Annotated in this window: 19 protein-coding genes; 5 read left to right on the top strand and 14 right to left on the bottom strand. The window is 61.4% G+C overall.

Annotated elements, in window-relative coordinates; translation table 11 throughout:
* Window positions 1-4: 4 nt before the first annotated feature.
* The 9 genes from ugpE to ACJ8M3_RS20615 all read right to left on the bottom strand — a co-directional run bounded on the left by ugpE (window position 5) and on the right by ACJ8M3_RS20615 (window position 9,461).
* Entirely contained in the window at window positions 5-850 is an 846-nt protein-coding gene (gene ugpE, locus ACJ8M3_RS20655; protein WP_442514725.1) for a sn-glycerol-3-phosphate ABC transporter permease UgpE, read from the bottom strand.
* On the bottom strand, window positions 847-1,734 hold the full coding sequence (gene ugpA, locus ACJ8M3_RS20650) for a sn-glycerol-3-phosphate ABC transporter permease UgpA (RefSeq protein WP_099816946.1): 888 nt from the start codon (window positions 1,732-1,734) through the stop codon (window positions 847-849). Before ugpA ends, ugpE begins: the two co-directional genes overlap by 4 nt.
* A gap of 78 nt (window positions 1,735-1,812) precedes the next feature.
* Window positions 1,813-3,132: a sn-glycerol-3-phosphate ABC transporter substrate-binding protein UgpB gene (gene ugpB / locus ACJ8M3_RS20645; protein WP_033644983.1), complete on the bottom strand. Its 1,320-nt coding sequence runs from the start codon at window positions 3,130-3,132 to the stop codon at window positions 1,813-1,815.
* Window positions 3,133-3,319: 187 nt separating this feature from the next.
* On the bottom strand, window positions 3,320-4,507 hold the full coding sequence (locus ACJ8M3_RS20640) for an aminotransferase-like domain-containing protein (protein ID WP_033652643.1): 1,188 nt from the start codon (window positions 4,505-4,507) through the stop codon (window positions 3,320-3,322).
* A gap of 44 nt (window positions 4,508-4,551) precedes the next feature.
* Window positions 4,552-5,253: a high-affinity branched-chain amino acid ABC transporter ATP-binding protein LivF gene (livF, locus tag ACJ8M3_RS20635; protein WP_015376292.1), complete on the bottom strand. Its 702-nt coding sequence runs from the start codon at window positions 5,251-5,253 to the stop codon at window positions 4,552-4,554.
* Window positions 5,254-5,257: 4 nt separating this feature from the next.
* Window positions 5,258-6,025 (bottom strand): high-affinity branched-chain amino acid ABC transporter ATP-binding protein LivG, encoded by a 768-nt coding sequence (gene livG, locus ACJ8M3_RS20630; RefSeq protein ID WP_004934389.1) that lies wholly within the window; start codon window positions 6,023-6,025, stop codon window positions 5,258-5,260.
* Entirely contained in the window at window positions 6,022-7,305 is a 1,284-nt protein-coding gene (locus ACJ8M3_RS20625; protein WP_042783462.1) for a high-affinity branched-chain amino acid ABC transporter permease LivM, read from the bottom strand. Before ACJ8M3_RS20625 ends, livG begins: the two co-directional genes overlap by 4 nt.
* Window positions 7,302-8,228 (bottom strand): high-affinity branched-chain amino acid ABC transporter permease LivH, encoded by a 927-nt coding sequence (livH, locus tag ACJ8M3_RS20620; RefSeq protein ID WP_038874154.1) that lies wholly within the window; start codon window positions 8,226-8,228, stop codon window positions 7,302-7,304. Before livH ends, ACJ8M3_RS20625 begins: the two co-directional genes overlap by 4 nt.
* Window positions 8,229-8,345: 117 nt before the next feature.
* The gene (locus ACJ8M3_RS20615; RefSeq protein ID WP_025304902.1) at window positions 8,346-9,461 is read right to left on the bottom strand and encodes a branched-chain amino acid ABC transporter substrate-binding protein; all 1,116 of its coding nucleotides are present in this window, start codon (window positions 9,459-9,461) and stop codon (window positions 8,346-8,348) included.
* A 405-nt stretch (window positions 9,462-9,866) separates the two neighbouring features.
* Here ACJ8M3_RS20615 and panM point away from each other — a divergent pair, with 405 nt between their 5' ends.
* Genes panM through ACJ8M3_RS20600 form a run of 3 tightly spaced genes read left to right on the top strand, consistent with a single transcriptional unit; the run spans window position 9,867 to window position 13,529 of the window.
* Window positions 9,867-10,259 (top strand): aspartate 1-decarboxylase autocleavage activator PanM, encoded by a 393-nt coding sequence (gene panM, locus ACJ8M3_RS20610; RefSeq protein ID WP_033644987.1) that lies wholly within the window; start codon window positions 9,867-9,869, stop codon window positions 10,257-10,259.
* Window positions 10,256-11,473: a DUF3142 domain-containing protein gene (locus ACJ8M3_RS20605; RefSeq protein WP_442514724.1), complete on the top strand. Its 1,218-nt coding sequence runs from the start codon at window positions 10,256-10,258 to the stop codon at window positions 11,471-11,473. The genes panM and ACJ8M3_RS20605 overlap by 4 nt, the downstream gene beginning before the upstream one ends.
* Window positions 11,474-11,516: 43 nt before the next feature.
* Entirely contained in the window at window positions 11,517-13,529 is a 2,013-nt protein-coding gene (locus ACJ8M3_RS20600) for a hypothetical protein (protein ID WP_407028794.1), read from the top strand.
* A gap of 64 nt (window positions 13,530-13,593) precedes the next feature.
* On the opposite strand, the gene rpoH is transcribed toward ACJ8M3_RS20600, so the two are convergent.
* The 4 genes from rpoH to ftsY form a co-directional block, all read right to left on the bottom strand.
* The gene (gene rpoH, locus ACJ8M3_RS20595; protein WP_004934345.1) at window positions 13,594-14,451 is read right to left on the bottom strand and encodes an RNA polymerase sigma factor RpoH; all 858 of its coding nucleotides are present in this window, start codon (window positions 14,449-14,451) and stop codon (window positions 13,594-13,596) included.
* A gap of 317 nt (window positions 14,452-14,768) precedes the next feature.
* A complete protein-coding gene (gene ftsX / locus ACJ8M3_RS20590) occupies window positions 14,769-15,722 on the bottom strand; it encodes a permease-like cell division protein FtsX (protein WP_033636680.1) in 954 nt (317 codons plus the stop codon).
* Complete coding sequence (gene ftsE, locus ACJ8M3_RS20585; protein WP_004934337.1) at window positions 15,712-16,383, bottom strand: cell division ATP-binding protein FtsE; 672 nt, start codon at window positions 16,381-16,383, stop codon at window positions 15,712-15,714. Before ftsE ends, ftsX begins: the two co-directional genes overlap by 11 nt.
* A gap of 5 nt (window positions 16,384-16,388) precedes the next feature.
* Window positions 16,389-18,008 carry a signal recognition particle-docking protein FtsY gene (ftsY, locus tag ACJ8M3_RS20580; RefSeq protein ID WP_442514723.1) on the bottom strand — a complete coding sequence of 540 codons (1,620 nt, stop codon included), beginning with the start codon at window positions 18,006-18,008 and terminating at the stop codon, window positions 16,389-16,391.
* Between the two features lie 242 nt (window positions 18,009-18,250).
* Here ftsY and rsmD point away from each other — a divergent pair, with 242 nt between their 5' ends.
* Together rsmD and ACJ8M3_RS20570 are read left to right on the top strand one after the other, a co-directional pair.
* Window positions 18,251-18,871, top strand: coding sequence for a 16S rRNA (guanine(966)-N(2))-methyltransferase (gene rsmD, locus ACJ8M3_RS20575; protein ID WP_033644994.1), 621 nt, complete (start codon window positions 18,251-18,253; stop codon window positions 18,869-18,871).
* The gene (locus ACJ8M3_RS20570) at window positions 18,861-19,133 is read left to right on the top strand and encodes a DUF1145 family protein (protein WP_004934327.1); all 273 of its coding nucleotides are present in this window, start codon (window positions 18,861-18,863) and stop codon (window positions 19,131-19,133) included. Before rsmD ends, ACJ8M3_RS20570 begins: the two co-directional genes overlap by 11 nt.
* 3 nt (window positions 19,134-19,136) lie before the next feature.
* Here the strand turns inward: ACJ8M3_RS20570 and ACJ8M3_RS20565 are convergent, their stop codons facing one another.
* A complete protein-coding gene (locus tag ACJ8M3_RS20565) occupies window positions 19,137-19,493 on the bottom strand; it encodes a DUF2500 domain-containing protein (protein WP_033644996.1) in 357 nt (118 codons plus the stop codon).
* Between the last annotated feature and the right edge of the window lie 138 nt (window positions 19,494-19,631).

The raw sequence follows: 19,631 nt of genomic DNA, 5'->3' as shown, positions 1-19,631 counted from the left end.
GTCGTTATTTCTCGCTATCAACCAGACCGCGCACAAACCAGCGCTGCATCAGAAGCACCACCGCCAGCGGTGGCAATAAAGTCAGAATCATCGCCGCCATCACCTGGTTCCACTGGGTCGGCGCGCCGGAGGTGGAGATCATGCTCTTGATGCCCGCCACCGCGGTGCCCATCGAGGCGTCGCTGGTGATCAGGATCGGCCACAGGTATTGGTTCCAGCCGTAGATAAAGGTGATGACGAACAGCGCCGCCAGATTGGTTTTCGACAGCGGCAGCACGATGTCCCAGAAGAAACGCATCGGCCCGGCGCCGTCGATGCGCGCCGCCTCCAGCAGCTCATCCGGCAGCGTCATGAAGAACTGGCGCAGCAGGAAGGTCGCGGTGGCCGAGGCCATCAGCGGCAGCGTCAGGCCGGTGTAGCTGTCCAGCAGGTTGAGGTTGGAGATCACCTCCACCGTCGGGAAAATACGCACCTCCACCGGCAGCATCAGGGTGAGGAAAATCAGCCAGAAGAACAGGCTGCGCAGCGGAAAGCGGAAGTACACGATGGCGTAAGCCGACAGCACAGACACCGCGATCTTGCCGAAGGTGATCGCCAGCGCCATGATCACGCTGTTGAGCAGCAGCAGCGAGAACGGCACCTTGAGGTTGCCCACGCCGCCCTGCCAGATATTGCGGATGTTCTCCCACAGGTGACCGCCGGGCACCAGCGTCATCGGCACCTGAAACACCTGTTTGTCGTCCAGCGTGGCGGCGACAAAGGCCACGTACAGCGGGAACAGCACCACCAGCACGCCGATAATCAGCATCACATGGCTGAAGACATCCAGCCCGCGTCGATTCTCAATCATTGGTAGCGCACCTTACGTTCAACGAAGCGGAACTGGATCACCGTCAGGCCGATCACCAGCAACATCAGGATCACCGACTGCGCGGCGGAACTGGAGAGATCCAACCCTGCGAAGCCTTCGCGGTAGATCTTGTAGATCAACGTGGTGGTGGACTGCACCGGCCCGCCGCCGGTGGCGGCGTCGATCACCGGGAAAGTATCAAAGAAGGCGTACACCAGATTGACCACCAGCAGGAAGAAGCTCACCGGCGCGATCAGCGGCAGCACCAGATGGAAGAAACGCCGCACCGGGCCGGCGCCGTCGATGGCCGCCGCTTCCACCAGCGAACGCGGGATAGACTGCAGCGCCGCGAGGAAAAACAGGAAGTTATAGCTTATCTGCTGCCATACCGAGGCCAGCACCACCAGGAACATCGCCTGGCCGCTGTTTTGCGCATGGTTCCAGTTATAGCCCAGACCGTTGAGGAAATGGGTGATCAACCCCAGACCGGGGTTGAACAGAAAGATCCACAGCACCGCCGCCACCGCCGGCGCCACCGCGTAGGGCAGGATCATCAGCGTGCGATAGAGGCGGCTGCCGCGCAGCACGTAGTCCACCAGCGCAGCGAAGAACAGCGAAACCGCCAGCCCGATGCCGGCCACCAGGAAGCTGAAGATCAGCGTGGTGTAGAACGAGTCGAGGTAGTAAGGATCCTGGAACAGCTGCGTAAAGTTATCCAGCCCGACAAACTGGCTGGACAGGCCGAACGGATCGAGGCTCTGCACCGAATACCACAGCGCTTCGCCGGCGGGCCATAAAAAGAAGACGGCGGTAATCAGCAGCTGCGGCAGCACCAGCGCATAGGGCAACCAGCTGCAGCCGAAACCGGGACGGGAAGATGACATAGCAGTTAAACCATTAATCGGGTACGGAAGGATCGGCGTGAAGACGCGAGCCCGGTCTACCGGGCCCGCGACGCGGGGTTACTTGGTCGAAGCTTCGAAGCGGCGCAGCAGCACGTCACCGCGCTGCACGGCGGCGTCCAACGCCTGCTGAGGCGTTTTCTTGCCGGTCCACACGCCTTCCAGCTCCTCATCCACCACGCTGCGGATCTGCGGCATGTTGCCCAGGCGCAGGCCCTTGGTGAACGGCAACGGCGGCTTGTTCAGCATCTGGCGAGTGGCGACGTCAGCACCCGGGTTCTTGTCGTAGAAGCCCTGCTGCTTGGTCAGATCGTAAGCCGCGGTGGTGATCGGCAGATAGCCGGTCTTCTGGTGCCATTCGGCGGCGATTTCCGGCTGCGCCAGGTACTGCAGGAATTCGGCCACGCCCTTGTAGGTGGCGGCGTCTTTGCCGTTCATCACCCACAGGCTGGCCCCGCCGATGATGGCGTTTTGCGGCGCATTTTTCGCGTCGGCGTCGTACGGCATCATGCCGACGCCGTAGTTGAATTTGGCGTAGTGCTTGATGTCCGCCAACGAACCGGATGAGGCGGTGGTGATGGCGCAGTCGCCGTTATAAAACTTCTCGGTGGATTCGTCTTTGCGGCCGAAATAGGTGAAGTCGCCCTTCTTGTTCATCGCTTCGAGCAGCGCAATATGTTTGACCTGCAGCGGTTGGTTGAACTCCAGCTTGGCGCTGGTGCCGCCAAAGCCGTTGTTTTCACTGGCGAACGGCACGCCGTGCCAGGCGCTGAAGTTCTCCAGTTGGATCCAGCCCTGCCAGCCGCTGGCGTAACCGCACTTCATGCCGGCTTCGCGCAGTTTGGCGGTATCCGCCGCCAGTTCCTGCCAGGTTTTCGGCGGTTGTTCCGGGTTCAGGCCGGCCTTTTTGAAGGCGTCTTTGTTGTAGTACAGCACCGGCGTGGAGCTGTTGAACGGCTGCGACAGCAGATGGCCGCTCTTGTTGTCGGTGTAATAGCCGGCCACCGTCGGCACGAACACCGACTCGTCGAAGTTGATGCCGGCCTCTTTAAACACTTCATAGACCGGTTTGATGGCTTTGCTGGCCATCATGGTGGCGGTGCCCACCTCGTAAACCTGCAGGATCGCCGGCGCCTTGCCGGAGCGGTAAGCGGCGATGCCCGCCGCCAGGCTCTGTTCGTAGTTGCCTTTATAAACCGGCACAATCTTGACGTCGCTGTGCGACTGGTTGAAGCGATCCGCCAGAGAGTCCACTTCTTTACCCAGTTCGCCTTCCATCGAATGCCAGAACGGGATTTCTGTCGCCGCCAGCGCCTGTGCGCTGACCGCCAGGGTCAATGCGACGCACAGCGTGGTTTTGCGAATAGCGTAGGTGAGCATGCCTAACTCCTGAAAAAGCTGGTGTAAAAGCGCGTGAGCGAAAAGAATCAGTTTTTTGTTCGGAAGCTAACATGCCATGCGCGGATGACAGAAAAATAACCGTTAGATGACAGCCACATGACGGCAAAGTGAAGTGAAGATGGCGGTTTGATGTCGGCGGCGGGCATGGGCTCCGCCGCCGCGAGGATTACAGCGAACGGCGCAGGCGCGCGACCGCTTCTTGCATCTGCTGCTCGGTGGCGGTGGCGAACGACAGGCGGAAGGTCGAACGATCCGGGTTGTCGGAGAAGAAGTATTCCCCCGGCACGAACACCACGCCCTGCTGCAGCGTGGTGTTCAGCCATTCGGTGGCGTTGAACGGCTGGCGGAAACGCGCCCACAGGAACATGCCGCCCTTCGGTTTATCGAAGGTGATGTAGTCGCCCAGCTCCTGCTCCACCAAACCGGCCAGGATCTCGCCCTTGTGTTTATAGGCGGCGCGGATCTTGTCGATCTGCGCCGGCAGGCGATCCAGGCCAAGGTAGCATTCGACGATGCTCTGCGACAGGGCGCTGGCGTGCAGATCCGCCGCCTGTTTGATGATCGCCACTTTATGCAGCAGGAACGGCGGCAGGATCGCCCAGCCCAAACGCAGGCCCGGCGCCAGGATCTTGGAAAAGGTCGAGGTATAGATGATGTGGTCGGTGTTGCCCAGCACCTGCTGCGACACCTGATGCAGCGTCGGGTGGCGCTCTTCAGTGAAACGCAGCTCGCCGTACGGATCGTCTTCGATGATCAGGAAGTTATGTTCGGCGGCCAGCTTCACCAGCAGTTCGCGGCGCGCGGCGCTGAGGGTGATGCCGCTGGGGTTGCCGAAGTTCGGCACCACGTACACGCCCTTGATGCGCTGGGTTTTCAGCAGCTCGGCCAGCTCTTCCACCACCATGCCGTCGCTGTCGGACGAGACCGACATGATGTTGGCCTCCGCCAGTTCCAGCGTTTGCAGCGCCGCCAGGTAGGTCGGGCGCTCCACCACGAACACGTCGCCCGGGTTGACGATGGCGCGCATCACCAAATCCAGGGCCTGCTGAGAGCCGGCGGTGACCATCACCTCTTCTGCGCGCGCGGTGACGCCGCGCTCGGCGCACAGCGCGCAAATGCGCTCACGCAGCAGCGGGCTGCCCTCGGTCAGGCCATACTGGAATGCGCTTTTCGGCTGTTCGGTGATCGCCTGCTGGGTGGCGATGCTCAATCCTTCGAAATCGAACAGCGCATCAGAGGGGATGCCGCCCGCCAGCGAAATGACGTGTTCCATCTTGCTGTGCTTAAGCAATTCACGGATGGCCGAACTTTTTACGTTAACGATGCGCTGCGCGAGTAACCCTTCTGTCTTCATTTCTTCTTCTCGTACCTGATTATTTTAATTCGTAGGGGGGCGGATTAACCGCCCAGATACGCCGACCTCACTGCTTCGTTGGCTAACAATGCAGCCCCCGTATCTTCCAACACCACGCGGCCGTTTTCCAGCACATAACCGCGGTCCGCCAATTTCAGCGCCTGATTGGCGTTTTGCTCCACCAGGAAGATGGTCATGCCCTCTTCCCGCAGCTGCTGAATGATGTCGAAAATCTGCTGGATGATGATGGGCGCCAGCCCAAGCGAAGGTTCGTCGAGCAGCAGCAGCTTCGGCTGGCTCATCAGCGCGCGGCCGATGGCCAACATCTGCTGTTCGCCGCCGGACATGGTGCCGGCACGCTGGCTTCGGCGCTCCAGCAGGCGCGGGAACAGCGTGAACACCCGTTCGATGCGCTGCTGATATTGGTGACGATCGGCGAAGAAGCCGCCCATCGCCAGATTTTCTTCCACCGTCATGCGCGAGAAGACGCGCCGCCCTTCCGGCACGATCGCCACCGCTTCGCGCATGATGCGCGAGGTTTGCCACTGGGTGATGTCCTGCCCCTGGAAGACGATGCTGCCTTCGCTGGCGCGCGGTTCGCCGCACAGGGTGCCGAGCAGCGTGGTTTTACCGGCGCCGTTGGCGCCGATTAACGTCACGATTTCGCCCTGACTAATCGTGAGACTGACCTGATGCAGCGCCTGAATTTTGCCGTAATGGGCGGATACCTGATTGAATGACAACATATTATTATTCGCCCAAATAAGCCCGGATCACGTCCGGGTTGTTGCGGATCTCCGCCGGTGTGCCCTGCGCCAGCGGCGTGCCCTGATTCACCACGTAAATGCGATCGGAGATGCCCATCACCAGCTTCATGTCGTGCTCGATCAGCAACACCGAGACCTTATGCCGATCGCGCAGCTCGACGATCAGATGATCCAGCTCGTCGGTCTCTTTCGGGTTCAGACCGGCGGCCGGTTCGTCCAGCATCAGCAGCTCCGGCCGGGTCACCATGCAGCGGGCGATCTCCAGCCGACGCTGCTGCCCGTAGGCCAGGTTGCCCGCCGAACGGTTGGCCATCGATAGCAGGCCGACGCGCTCCAGCCACTCCGCCGCGCGCGCCAGCGCCTCGGCTTCGGCGCGGCGGAAGGCCGGGGTTTTCAGCAGCCCGGCGAACACGCCGCTTTTCAGGTGCTGATGCTGCGCCACCAACAGGTTCTCAATCACCGTCATTTCACGGAACAGCCGCACATGCTGGAAGGTGCGCACTACGCCCATACGGGCGATGGCCTGCCCCGCCAGCCCTTCCAGATGGCGATCGCGCAATTTGATGGTGCCGCCGCTCGGGCGGTAGAAACCGGTCAGGCAGTTAAACACCGTGGTTTTACCGGCGCCGTTGGGGCCGATCAGCGACACGATTTCGCCTTCATTGAGCGTCAACGCGACATTGTTGACCGCCAGCAGCCCGCCAAAACGCATTGACAGGCCTTCCACCTGCAGTAAAGGTTGAACGCTCATGCCTGTTCCCCCTTGCCCGCGTGAATGTCCGCCGCCTGCAGCTTCAGCTGCGGCCGTTTCATCGGCAACAGCCCCTGCGGCCGCCAAATCATCATCAGCACCATCAGCGCCCCCAGCAGCAGCATGCTATATTCATTCAGATCGCGCATCAGCTCGCGCGACACCACCAGCAGGATCGCCGCCAGAATGACCGCGAACTGCGAGCCCATGCCCCCCAGCACGACGATCGCCAGTACGAAGGCCGATTCGACGAAGGTGAAGGATTCCGGGCTGACGAACCCCTGGCGCGCGGCGAACAGCGTGCCGGCAAACCCGGCGAACGCGGCGCTGATGGTAAAGGCGGTCAGCTTGATGCGCGTCGGGCTGAGGCCCAGCGAGCGGCAGGCGATCTCGTCTTCGCGCAGCGCTTCCCAGGCGCGCCCGAGCGGCATGCGCAGCAGGCGGTTGATGACGAACAGCGTCAGCACCACCAGCAGCAGCGCCACCAGGTACAGAAATACGATGCGATCGCTCGGATCGTATTTCAGGCCGAAGACGTTATGGAAGGTATCCCAGCCGCCGTCGCGCACGCTGCGGTTAAACTCCAGGCCGAAGAAGGTCGGTTTCGGGATCTGGCTGATGCCGTTCGGCCCGCCGGTGATTTCGGTATTGTTCAGCAGCAGGATGCGCACGATCTCACCGAAGCCGAGCGTCACGATCGCCAGATAGTCGCCGCGCAGCCGCAGCACCGGGAAACCGAGCAGGAAGCCGAAGGCGGCGGTGACGATGCCCGCCAGCGGCAGGCTCTCCCAGAAGCCGAGGCCGTAATAATGATTCAGCAGCGCATAGGTGTAGGCGCCGATGGCGTAGAAACCGCCGTAGCCGAGCACCAGCAGACCGGACAGGCCCACCACCACGTTGAGGCCGAGGCCCAGCATCACGTAGATCAGCGTCAGGGTGGCGATATCCACCGTGCCGCGCGACACCAGGAACGGCCAGGCGACCGCCGCGACGAGCAGCAGAGCCGCCAGCAGCTTTTGCCGCGGCGTGGTGCCGTCGAAGCTCGGCAGCACGAACGCCGGGCCGGAGACTTTTTTCAATCCTTGCTGCAGCAGCGGGCGCAACAGCTGGAAGAAAAAGACGATGACGCAGCCGATGCCGATCCACATCCAGCGCACTTCCGCCGCGCCGTGCACCACCAGCTTGGTGCCGTCCAGGCTAAGCTGCATGCCCATCAGGAATGACGCCATCACGAACAGCACCGCCGTGGCGATCAGCGCATTGAGCAGATTGAGTTTCATACTTTCTCAACCTCCGGACGCCCGAGGATGCCGGTCGGCATGATCAGCAGCACCACGATCAGCAACGCGAACGACACCACGTCTTTATATTCAGTGCTGAGGTAGGCGGAGGTCAGCGCTTCCGCCACGCCCAGCACCAGGCCGCCGATCATCGCGCCGGGAATGCTGCCGATACCGCCCAGAACCGCGGCGGTGAAGGCTTTCATACCGGCCATAAAGCCGATGTAAGGGTTGATGACGCCGTAGAACTGGCCGAGCAATACCCCGGCCACCGCCGCCATCACCGCCCCGATGACGAAGGTCAGCGAGATCACCCGGTCGGTGTTGATGCCCAGCAGGCTGGCCATCTTCAGGTCTTCCGCACAGGCGCGACAGGCGCGGCCCATGCGCGAATAACGGATAAACAGCGTCAGCGCCAGCATCGCCAGGAAGGTCACGAGCCAGATGATCAGCTGCATGGTGCTGATGGTGGCGGCGAAGCCGTTGCTTTCCCCCAGCACCCACTGGCCGGTCACCAGGCTGGGCAGCGCCAGATCGCGTGAGCCCTGCGTCAGGCTGACGTAGTTTTGCAGGAATATCGACATGCCGATGGCCGAGATCAGCGCAATCAGGCGCTTGGAGTTGCGCACCGGCTTGTAGGCCACCCGCTCGATGCTCCAGCCGTAGGCGCTGGCGATGACGATCGAGACCAGGAACGCGGCGCCGATCAGCAACCAGCCGACGTCGATACCGAGCATCATCAGGGCGGCGATAACGATAAAGGAGACATAGCTGCCGATCATGTACACCTCGCCGTGGGCGAAGTTGATCATGCCGATGATGCCGTAAACCATGGTGTAACCGATGGCGATCAATGCATAGGTGCTGCCCAACGTTAAGCCGTTGAACATCTGCTGCAGAAAATAGAGGAGCTGCTCTGACATACTCTGAACCCTTGGCTGCGAAACCCGCCGGCGGAGAACCGGCGGGTAAAGGGAGACGGGGCCGACAAGCCGACCCGCTGGGCGCAGCAAACTGCGCCCCACCCTAATCATTATGGCTTATTTGATCGGTGTGGACGTGCCGTTGGCATGCCATTCGAACACGCCGAACTCGAAGCCTTTCAGATCGCCCTTGTCATCCCAGGTCAGCGGCCCCATCACGGTTTCCACCGGCTTACCGGTTTTCAGATCCTTGACGATGTCCGCCGGTTCCTGACTGCCGCTGCGCTCCATGCCGGTGGTCAGCGACTGCAGCGCGGCATAGGTGGTCCAGACGAACGGGCCGGTCGGATCCAGCTTCTTGGCTTTCAACGCATCGACGATCGGCTGGTTGGCAGGCACCTGATCGTAGCGTTTCGGCAGCGTCACCAGCATGCCTTCCGAAGCGGCGCCGGCGATGTTGGACAGTGAGGAGTTGCCCACGCCTTCCGGCCCCATGAAGCGGGTAGTCAACCCGGCCTGCTTGGCCTGACGCAGGATCTGGCCCATTTCCGGGTAGTAACCGCCGAAGTACACGAAGTCGATATTCTCTTTCTTCAGGCGCGCCACCAGGGTGGAGAAGTCTTTGTCGCCGGCGGTGATGCCTTCGAACATCGCCACTTCGGTGCCCTGTTTTTTCAGGCTGTCGCGCACCGAGCGCGCCAGGCCTTCGCCGTATTGCTGCTTGTCGTGCACCACGGCGATGCGCTTCGGCTTGATGTCGCTGAGAATGTATTTGGCGGCGGTCGGGCCCTGATCCGAATCCAGACCGGTGGTGCGCAGGATCATCTTGTAGCCGCGGGTGGTCAGATCGGCGTTGGTGGCCGCCGGGGTAATCATGATCACGCCTTCATCTTCATAGATATCGGACGCCGGCTGGGTGGATGAGGAGCACAGGTGGCCGATCACGTAGCGAATGCCGTCGTTGATCACCTTGTTGGCGACCGCAACCGCCTGTTTCGGGTCGCAGGCGTCGTCGTATTCCACGCCGACCAGCTTGTCGCCCTTGATGCCGCCCTTGGCGTTAATGTCGGCAATCGCCTGGCGCGCGCCGGTAAATTCCATGTCGCCATACTGCGCGACCGGGCCGGACATTGCCCCGACGATCGCCACCTTGATGTCTTTCGCCATGGCCGCCTGGCTCATGGCCATCGCAATACAACCCGCCAGCAGTGCCTTACCTGTTGTTAATTTCATCCGCAAATCCCCATCTGTCGTTGTGAACGTACCTGTTGTGTTTGCCTGCGCCCGATCGTTATTGACCGCTTTTGTTATAAGTAATAATGATTTAGGCGTTTTGTTGGCATTATTTTCTAATAAGACTTTATTTTTCATACCATTAAACAGGAATTTTCTGCTGCAAATCAACTTCATCCGACAGAAACAAGCGGTGTAAACAGGATAAAATTCGAATTAAATCTGCGCTGTTTACCTTGAGGCGTAGCGCGTTGTGCTGGTTAACAATCCGTTTACTAACTATTTACTCGGAAAATGCCCCGTGCAAAAAACATATTGCACAGTAATCGTACAGAAAAACTTACACAACGCTCTGCACAAGATCTATTACACTGTCGGCATCATTTAGCTGCGCGGAAATTCTGCATGAAACTGACCATCGAGCGCCTGACCGCGCTGTCCCCGCAAGACCTTATCGACCTCGGTAAAATTTGGCCGCACCAGCAGCCGGAACAGTGGCAGAGCTGGCTGAGCGGCGGCAAGGCGCTGTTCGCTGCCCGCTTCAACGAGCGTCTGCTGGGCGCGGTGAAAATTGCGCTGCAGGACGACCGCGCCGAACTGCTGGATCTGCTGGTACGCGAAGTGACGCGCCGCCGCGGCGTCGGTCTTTACCTGGTGCAAGATGCACAGCGTCAGCTGCCGCAGGTCGCCCATTGGCAGCTGTCGACCGCCGGTCTGGCGCCGCGCGAACGTGGGGAAGTCGATAACTTCATGCGCGCCTGCGGCTTCGCGCCGCAGGGCGATCTCTGGCAAAAATGAAACGCCGGCTGGCGGCGCTGGTCTTGATTGCGCTGGGGTTGGCGGCCTGGTTCGCCGGGCGTCAGCAGGCGCTGCGCCAGGCCTCAGGCGGGGATCAGCAGGTTTACGTTTGGCAGCGGGTTTGGACGCCGCAACACGCCGATGCGCTGGCGCGCAGCCGCGATCTGTTCGCCGGGCTGCGGGTGTTGGCGCTGCAGGTGCATCCACGCGAGGGCTGGCGGGAAATCCCGGCCGATCTCAGCCTGCTGAAGCGGGACGGCCGCCCGCTCTGGCTGGTAGCGCGCCTCGACGGCCAGCTGCCGCAGCTGGACCAAGAAGCCATTATCCAGCGTCTGCTGGCGATCACCGAGCGCTGGCAGGCGGCCGGGCTGCCCGTCACCGGCGTCGAGATCGATCATGACGCCGCCACGGCTCGCCTGCCGGATTACCAACGTTTTCTGCAGCGGCTGCGCCAACGGCTGCCCGCCGCTTTGCAACTCGGCATCACCGCCCTGCCGGCCTGGATCGGCTCGCCCAACTTGCCCGGCGTACTGCAACAGGCCGACAGTTCCGTTCTGCAAGTGCATGCGGTGCTCTCACCGCAGCAGGGGCTGTTTGACGGCCCGCTGGCGCTGCGCTGGGTGCGGCAGTACGCCGCCGTCACACCGAAACCGTTTCGCGTCGCGCTGCCGGCCTATGGCATGGCGCTGTTGGGGTTTGATGCGCAGGGCGCGCAGGTGGAGAGCGAATCCTCACTGCGCGTGGCCGGCAACGGCCGAGAACTGACGGTCGCGCCGCAGCAGATCGCCGATTTTCTGCAAACGCTGGCGCAGCAAACGCCGCCCCGGCTGCGCGGCGTGATTTGGTTCCGACTGCCGCTGGCGGACGATCGGCGCGCCTGGTCGCTCGCCACGCTACGAGCGGTGATCGAACGGCGGCCGCTGAATGTAGACTGGCAGGTAAAATTTAGGCCTCAGCCGCAGCAAAACGGGCTGTATGATCTGATAATTCATAACAACGGGCCGGTGGACGCCCCGCTGCCGCAAGAGGTGGTCATCCGCGCCGACGACTGCCTGGCGGCGGACGCGGTCGGCAACTACCGGCTGGAATCCGCACCGCAACGGCAACGCTTTATTCGCATCAGCAGCGACCAGCTGCGCGCCGGGCAATCCCGGCCACTGGGCTGGCTGCGCTGCCAACAACTGACGCCAGGAGGCACCCTTGTCACACCTTGATTCGCGCGCGGCACGGAACACCCGCCGCCTTCTTCCGCTGGCCATGCTGATCGGCGCCGCACTGCCGCTGGGCGGCTATGCCTGCGGCCCGGATTTTCCTAACCGGCTGCTGATCGATCGCAACGGCACCCTGCTGTATATGCCGGAGGGCAATTTCGCCTTCGAAGCCGGCCGGCTGGTGCCGACGGATAAACAGTTGCCGCACTGGCAAGCCCCGCCGCCGCCGATGCCGCCGAAACCGATGCCGCAATCGCCGGAAACGATAGCGATAGGCAAAATGCGCGCCGCCAAAACGGTGGAAGAGGCTGACGCCGTCAATACGCAGGGGTTGTCCAACGCCGCGCGTCTCTATCAACTGGGCGCCGTGGCTTTCGCCAGCCACGATCCGCGCGCCGCAGACTATTTCCAGCAGGTGCTGAAGCTACCGGCCGCCGAGCAGGGCGACTGGGGACTGCGGGCGCAGTATTCGCTTGGCCGCGTACTGATGGCTGACCACGGGACGCCGGTGAACGAATCCGGTGAAGCGGCCCCCGCCGCCGAGCACCCGCCAAAAGCCGCGCTTGAACAGGCGCTGACGGCATTCCAGCAGGTGATCGACCGGGTGAAAAGCGGCGCCGCCGATCCCGATCAGTTGGCGTTGAGCAGCCTTGGGCAGCAGGCGCGCATCCACCTGTGGCTGGGTGACGTCGCCCCCGCCGCCCATCTGTACGCGCAACAGGCGGCGCAGGGCGATCCGAGCGGCGGGCAGTCGCTGCAGTACGTCTCCAGCTTCCTGGTCAACCCCGACCATTTGGACACGCTGAAACGGATTATCGGCGATCCGTTGATCCAGCAGCTGGTGACCATTGAGCTGTTCGCCCGCAGCGGCAACCTGCAAATGGCGGATACCGACGGCAACGGCCGCTCCGCGCAAATCATCAACCAGATCCTGACGCTGCTGGACGGCTCAGTGAAAAGCGGCTTCGCCGGCAGCGATCGGCTGGCGGCGCTGGCTTACCGTTCGGGGCAGTACCCGATGGCGGCCAGCCTGCTGAAAAACGCCGGCGACAGCGGCCTGGCGTGGTGGCTGCGCGCCAAAATGGCGCTGCGCGACGGTGACGTGAAAGCCGCCACCGCCGCCTACGCCAAGGCGGCAAGTGCGTTCCCCGCCGACGAAAGCTGGGGTGAACAGCGCAACGCCGACTTCGTCGCGGAAACCATCGTGCCCGAGTGCCGGGTGGCCGGCGAACAGGCCATCCTGGCGCTGAACCGAGGCGACTATCTGCAGGCGATGGACCTGCTGTATCGCGGCAAAGCGCTCTACTGGGCCGACGTGGCCGACGTGGCGGAACGGGTGCTGACCGTCGATGAGTTGAAAGGCTTTGTCGATAAGCACGCCCCGGCGCCGGCGACGCCGCTCAAGCCGGTAAACCCGGACGACTACGGCGGCCAGCAGATCACGCCGGAAGTGCAGCTGCGCGAACTGCTGGCGCGGCGGCTGATGCGCGCCGGGCGAGCGCCGGAGGCGCTGGCCTATTTCGATATCCCCAACTACCGGCAAGCGGCGCAGCAGTATGCCGATGAGCTGAAGGCCGCCAAGGACAAATCCGCTGCGCCGCTGATGCGCGCGCAGGCTTACTATCGCGCCGCCAATCTGCTGCGCGCCCAGGGGCTGGAGTTTACCGGGTATGAGATGACGCCGGATTACGCCATCTATGGCGCCGGCTATTCCTATCTGGGGGATGCGTTCGATACTCGTGAGCTGAAGCATAAAAGCTGGATCGACAGCGCAGAAGCGGCGCGCGCCAAGGCGGCGTTGCCATCGGAAGACAACCGTTTCCTGCACTATCGCTGGCAGGCGGTGGGGCTGGCGCAACAGGCGGCCGATCTGCTGCCGCCGAAGAGCCAGGCCTATGCTGCCGTACTGTGTAACGCCGCCAGCTGGGTTATCAAGCGTGATGCCAAAACCGGCCGGGCGCTTTATCAGCGCTATATCAACACCGGCACCCGTTATCCGTGGGCCGCGAAATTCGGCTACGACTGCCCGGCGCCGGACTTCACCGCCGTGGCGCCATAACGCCGAATTTCAGGCACTAAAAAGCCCGGCTTGCCGGGCTTTTTTTATCGAATCTCGCATCGACTCAGGCTTCGATCGCCATTTTCAGTTTCTTCATGGCGTTCTTTTCCAGCTGACGAACGCGTTCGGCGGAAACGCCGTACTGATCGGCCAGCTCCTGCAGCGTCGATTTGTTGTCGTCATCCAGCCAACGGGCGCGGATGATATGCTGGCTGCGCTCGTCCAGACCTTCCAGCGCATAGGCCAGTTTGTCTGCGGCGTTGCTTTCCCAGTTATCTTCCTCGATGCCTTCGGCGAAGTCCGAGCTCTTGTCCTGCAGGTACAGCACCGGCGCCATCGACTGGCCATCGCGGGCCTCGTCGTCCGGAGTCGGATCGAACGTCATGTCCTGCGCCGCCATGCGCGATTCCATCTCGCGCACGTCTTTGCTGGTGACGCCCAGCTCACGGGCCACCAGTTCCACTTCGTCCTGGTTGAACCAGCCCAAACGCTGTTTGGTTTTGCGCAGGTTAAAGAACAGCTTGCGCTGCGCTTTGGTGGTCGCCACTTTCACGATGCGCCAGTTGCGCAATACGTACTCGTGGATTTCCGCCTTAATCCAATGCACCGCAAAGGAAACCAGACGCACGCCGACTTCCGGGTTGAAGCGGCGAACGGCTTTCATCAGGCCGATGTTGCCTTCCTGAATCAGATCCGCCTGCGGCAGACCATAGCCTGAATAGTTGCGGGCAATATGAGCGACAAAGCGCAGGTGAGACAGGATGAGCTGCTTAGCGGCATCCAGATCGCCCTGATAATGCAGCCGTTCAGCCAGCTCCCGCTCTTCCTCTGCCGTCAGCATCGGATAGGCGTTGGCTGCCCGGATATAGGCTTCCAAGCTACCTTGGGGTACTAAGGCTAAAGTTTGCATTTCTTTGGTCATTCAAACCCTCTCTATGAGAATACAAAATCATGCAGGTGATTATTACAGCGGGGAAATGATTGATTCTACGGCAGTTGCTGAAGCAAAAGCGGTTCCACACGCCGGGCACCTTAACATTTGCTGCAATTTTTGACCGTACTCCGCCCTAAAAGTTCACCCTTTTTTGCAAGCATTGTTGCTGACAATACGTGACGAGGGTGCAGGCCGATAGGGAATTTGTGCGCTAAGAAGAGAGGGATGGTGCTGACTTCGCTTGAGGTCACTCTTCTCCCGCAACGCGATCAAAAGCAGCAGGAGAAGAGTATACCAAAAAAATCTTACTGTGGTGTAAATCGGCGTAAATGTTGCACCGTCGCCAGCCAGGCGGCGATCCAGCCGATCATCGCGGAGATGATCAGCAACAGCAGCGCCTCATCCCAGCCCAGCCCGTGCAAGGTGAAGGTGGTGCCGAATACCTTGGCCACCCCGGCGACCACCGACTCCAGCTGCCACACCAGCGCGCCGGACAACACCAGCGACAGCAGCGCGCCGGCAAAACCCAGCATCGCCCCGCCGTTGAGGAACGGCCGCAGAATAAAGCCGTCGGTGGCACCGATCAGCTTCATCACGTTAATGGTGTCGCGGCGGCTGAAGATGCTCAGACGCACGCTGTTGCCGATCACCAGGAACACCGCCACGATCATCAGCACGCCGATGATCGCCGCGATCTGACCCGCCAGCCCGGTCAGCGCCGCCAGGCGGGCAAACCAGCTATCATCCATACGCACTTCTTCCACGCCCTGCACCGCCGCTACGCGATCGCGCAGGGTGTTGAGGGTATCCGAACTCTGGAAGCTCATCTTCGGCGTGACGATCGCCACCGCCGGCAGCGGGTTCTCTTCCAGCATGTCCAGCGCGCCGCCAAAGCCCGACCAGTTGCGGAACTCGCCGCGCGCTTCTTCACGCGACAGGTAATTGACCTTCTCCACGCCGGCTTCCGCCTTGATGGCGTCGAGCACTTTCAGCGCGGCGTCGTCATCGAGCGATTTATCCAGATAAACGGTCAGCTGCGGCGTTGGATACCACTGGCTGGCCGCGGTGCTGACGTTTTTCCACACGATGTAGCACACGCTCGGCAGCGTCAGGGAAATGGCGATCACCATCACCGTCAGCAGCGTCGCCAACGGCTGACGCAGCATGTCTTTGATGGCGTTCATCCAGGCGTAACGCCACTGTTCGCGCCAGCCGCCGCGCAGCGCCTTGCTCTTGGCGGTTTTTGCGTTATTGGCCATGGTGAGCGCCCCCTTGCATGCGGCCCTGGCTCAGCGTCAGGATGCGGTAATTGCGGCGGGCGATAAGCCCGGTGTCGTGCGTCGCCATCAGTACGGTCACGCCGACGCGGTTGAATTCTTCAAACAGGCGCAGAATGCCTTCCGACAGCGCATCATCCAGGTTACCGGTCGGTTCATCCGCCAGCAGCACCGCCGGCTTGTTCACCACCGCACGGGCGATGCCCACGCGCTGCTGCTCACCGCCGGACAGCTGAATCGGGAAGTTTTTCGCTTTATCCAGCAAACCGACCTTGTCCAGCGCGGCGGAAACGCGGCGGCGGATATCTTCGGTGCTGGCGCCGGCGATGATCAGCGGCATCGCCACGTTGTCATACACCGTGCGATCCAGCAGCAGGTGGTGATCCTGGAAGATCATGCCGATCTGCCGACGCAGGAACGGCACCTCGCGGTTTTTCAAGCGACTGATGTCGTGACCGCCAAACCAGATGTGGCCGGCGCTGGGCCGTTCGATACCGCAAATCAGTTTCAGCAGGGTACTTTTCCCCGCGCCGGAATGGCCGGTCAGAAACGCCATCTCCGCCGGGCGCAGATGGAAATCAACCCCCTGCAGCGCTTGCCGTCCGCCCAGATAAGCTTTACTGACCTGTTCAAAGCGAATCATCCGTATTAATCCTCTCGGGCAAAAAGTGCCTCAATAAAATCGTCAGCCTTAAACGGCCGCAAATCTTCGATGCCTTCCCCGACGCCGATATAGCGGATCGGGATACCGAACTGATCGGCGATGGCGAAGATCACCCCGCCCTTGGCGGTACCGTCCAGTTTAGTCAGCGTGATGCCGGTTAAGCCCACGGCCTCATTAAATAATTTCGCCTGACTGACCGCATTCTGGCCGGTGCTGGCATCGAGCGTCAGCATAACCTCATGGGGGGCCTGGTCGTCCAGTTTTTTCATGACGCGGACGATCTTCTTCAGCTCTTCCATCAGGTGCGATTTGTTCTGCAGACGGCCGGCGGTATCGGCGATCAACACATCGATGCCGCGCGCCTTGGCGGCCTGCACTGCATCGAAGATCACCGAAGCGGAATCCGCGCCGGTATGCTGCGCCACCACCGGAATGCGGTTGCGTTCACCCCACACCTGCAGCTGCTCCACCGCGGCGGCGCGGAAGGTATCCCCCGCCGCCAGCATCACCGACTTGCCTTCCGCCTGGAATTGACGCGCCAGCTTGCCGATGGTGGTGGTTTTACCCACGCCGTTCACCCCGACCATCAAGATGACATACGGGGTTTTCCCGCTGACATCCAGCGGCTGATCGACCTTGGCCAGAATTTCGGACATTTCCTCCTTCAGCTTGCCGTACAGCGCTTCGGCGTCTTTCAGCTGCTTGCGGCTGGCGTGCTGGGTCAGGGAGGTGATGATTTTGCGCGTGGTATCCACGCCGACGTCAGCGATCAGCAGCTGTTCTTCCAGCTCGTCGAACAGATCGTCGTCGATCTTTTTACCGCGGAACAGCCCCATAAAGCCGGAGCCGAGGTTTTGTTTGGTCTTCAGCAGGCTGCGTTTCAGGCGGGCGAAGAAGCCTTCTTTGGTCGGCCTTTCCTGTTCTTGCGCCGCGGCCGGCACCACCGGCTCAAGCGGTTCTTCTTCCACTTCCAGCACGGATTCAGGTTCAACGACCGACACAGGCTCGACGACCGGCTCAGGTTCAACGACCGGCTCAGGCTCGACGACCGGCTCGGGTTCAACCACCGGCTCAGGCTCGACGACCGGCTCAGGCTCAACGACCGGCTCAGGCTCAACGACCGGCTCAGGCTCGACGACCGGCTCAGGCTCGACGACCGGCTCAGGTTCAACGACCGGCTCAGGCTCGACGACCGGCACGGGTTCAACCACCGGCTCAGGCTCAACGACCGGCTCAGGTTCAACGACCGGCTCAGGCTCAACGACCGGTTGCTGTTGCGCCGCCACCTGTTCGGTGACGCTGACGATCTCTTCGGCCAGCGCTTGCGCCGCCGGCTGTTCAGCCGCCGCCGGCAAATTTTCCGCGATTTGCTCGCCGGCCTGACCGTTATCCCACTCTCCCGGGGTGTCGACGGAGGCGGCAGGTTCAGATTCCTGGGCGGGGAGCTTGTCGTCCAGCTTGGCGGCGGCCGGTGCAGCCAGCGTCTCCGCGGCCTGAGCTTCCGCCTGCTCTACCGGCTGCTCAGGTTGCTGTTGCTCTTCTTCCTTTTCCTTCTGGCCAAAGCCCAGCCAGGAGAAAAACCCACGTTTCTTATCTTTTGCCATGTTATGACTCTACTCCGTACCGAAGGCTCGCTTACCCTACATACCTGAAGGATATATGCTGACAATAATCCGCCGAGTCTATCACTTTCCCTCGCGCAGCAACACGCATCCGGCATGCTTTCCGGTGTGAAATCAGACAACAAAGTTTTACCGTTCCCCCCGACGCCCGTCACCGGTAGAATAGGGACAACTTTTCGTTAACCTCTGCGGCCCCGCGCCGCAAAAGAAATCAAACAACGCTTATGACAAGACTCTCGCCACGGGCGGCGGCCAAAAAACCGCCCCAGGCCGCAGCCGGACAGATCCGCATCATCGGCGGCCAATGGCGCGGCCGTAAGCTTCCGGTGCCGAACAGCCCGGGGCTGCGCCCCACCACCGATCGGGTACGCGAAACCCTGTTCAACTGGCTGGCGCCGGTGATTCAGGGCGCGCGCTGCCTGGACTGCTTCGCCGGCAGCGGCGCATTAGGGCTGGAAGCGCTGTCGCGCTATGCCGGCAGCGCCACGCTGTTGGAATTCGAGCGGCCGGTGGCGCAGCAGCTGGAAAAAAATCTGGCGCTGCTGCAGGGCAAAGGGGTGGTTATCAACACCAACGCGCTGAGCTGGCTGGCGGGCGACGGTCAACCGTTCGACGTGGTGTTCCTCGATCCGCCGTTTCGCAAAGGCCTGCTGGCGGAGACCGCCCTGCTGCTGGAGCAGCGGGGCTGGCTGGCCGACGAGGCCTGGATCTATGTAGAAGCCGAGGCGGAAAGCGCCGCGGCGGACGTGCCTGCCAGCTGGCAGTTGCACCGGGAGAAGGTCGCCGGCCAGGTGGCTTATCGCCTTTATCTTCGTTCGCAAGAGAAAACCGACCATGCTGATTAATCTGGGCCGCCTGCTGATGTTGTGCGTATGGGGCTTCCTGCTCTCTAACCTGTTCCATCCGTTTCCCAAGCCGCTGAAGTATTTCATCGACGTGGCGCTGTTCTTTATGGTGGTGATGCACGGCCTGCAGCTGGTGCTGTTGAAATCCACCCAGCCGAAGGATCAGCCGATCAGCTACTGGCAAGAGGCCAAGATCTTTATCTTTGGCGTGTTCGAGCTGCTGGCCTGGCAAAAGAAACAGCCGCCCATCAAGAAAAAGTGACCGCTACGGCTGAACGGTGAACGAGACGAAGCGCGTGCCCTGCATGTTTAACGTGCCCTGCGCGCCTTTTTCTATCGGGTTGTACTGCCATTGCTTCAGCCGCAGCGTAATGTTTTCACCACCCTGGTTAGGGCTGAACACCACCTCGTAATACATCGGCTCGTTGACCAACGGCTCGCGCTGCGGCGCACGGGTCTTGGCGACCGGGAAGCTCCGCTTGTCACTCACCGTCACCTGCAGACTGCGCATCGGCGCGCGATCGTTTTCCGCCTCCTGCTGGCGCTGTTTGAAGTAACGTTGCGTGGCCAGCACGGCGATCAACGCAATGACGGCGACAAAAAATAACGGTGGCTTACTCATCGGTTTCCCATTTCCTTCACGGTCAAATCGGCGTAAACATAGCATTCTCAAGAAAGCATTGTCGATCGTCGGCAGGCTACCTACACTGAAATGAAGAAGTGACATGGGTGACAGTTTGGAGCCGGTGGTTGCGGCTCC

It is taken from the genome of Serratia sp. CY55921 (assembly GCF_052167655.1).
In the GTDB taxonomy this organism is placed as follows: Bacteria; Pseudomonadota; Gammaproteobacteria; order Enterobacterales; family Enterobacteriaceae; genus Serratia; species Serratia ureilytica.
The sequence above is the reverse complement of the archived record's forward strand: the minus strand, read 5'-3'. Positions and strand labels throughout refer to the sequence as shown.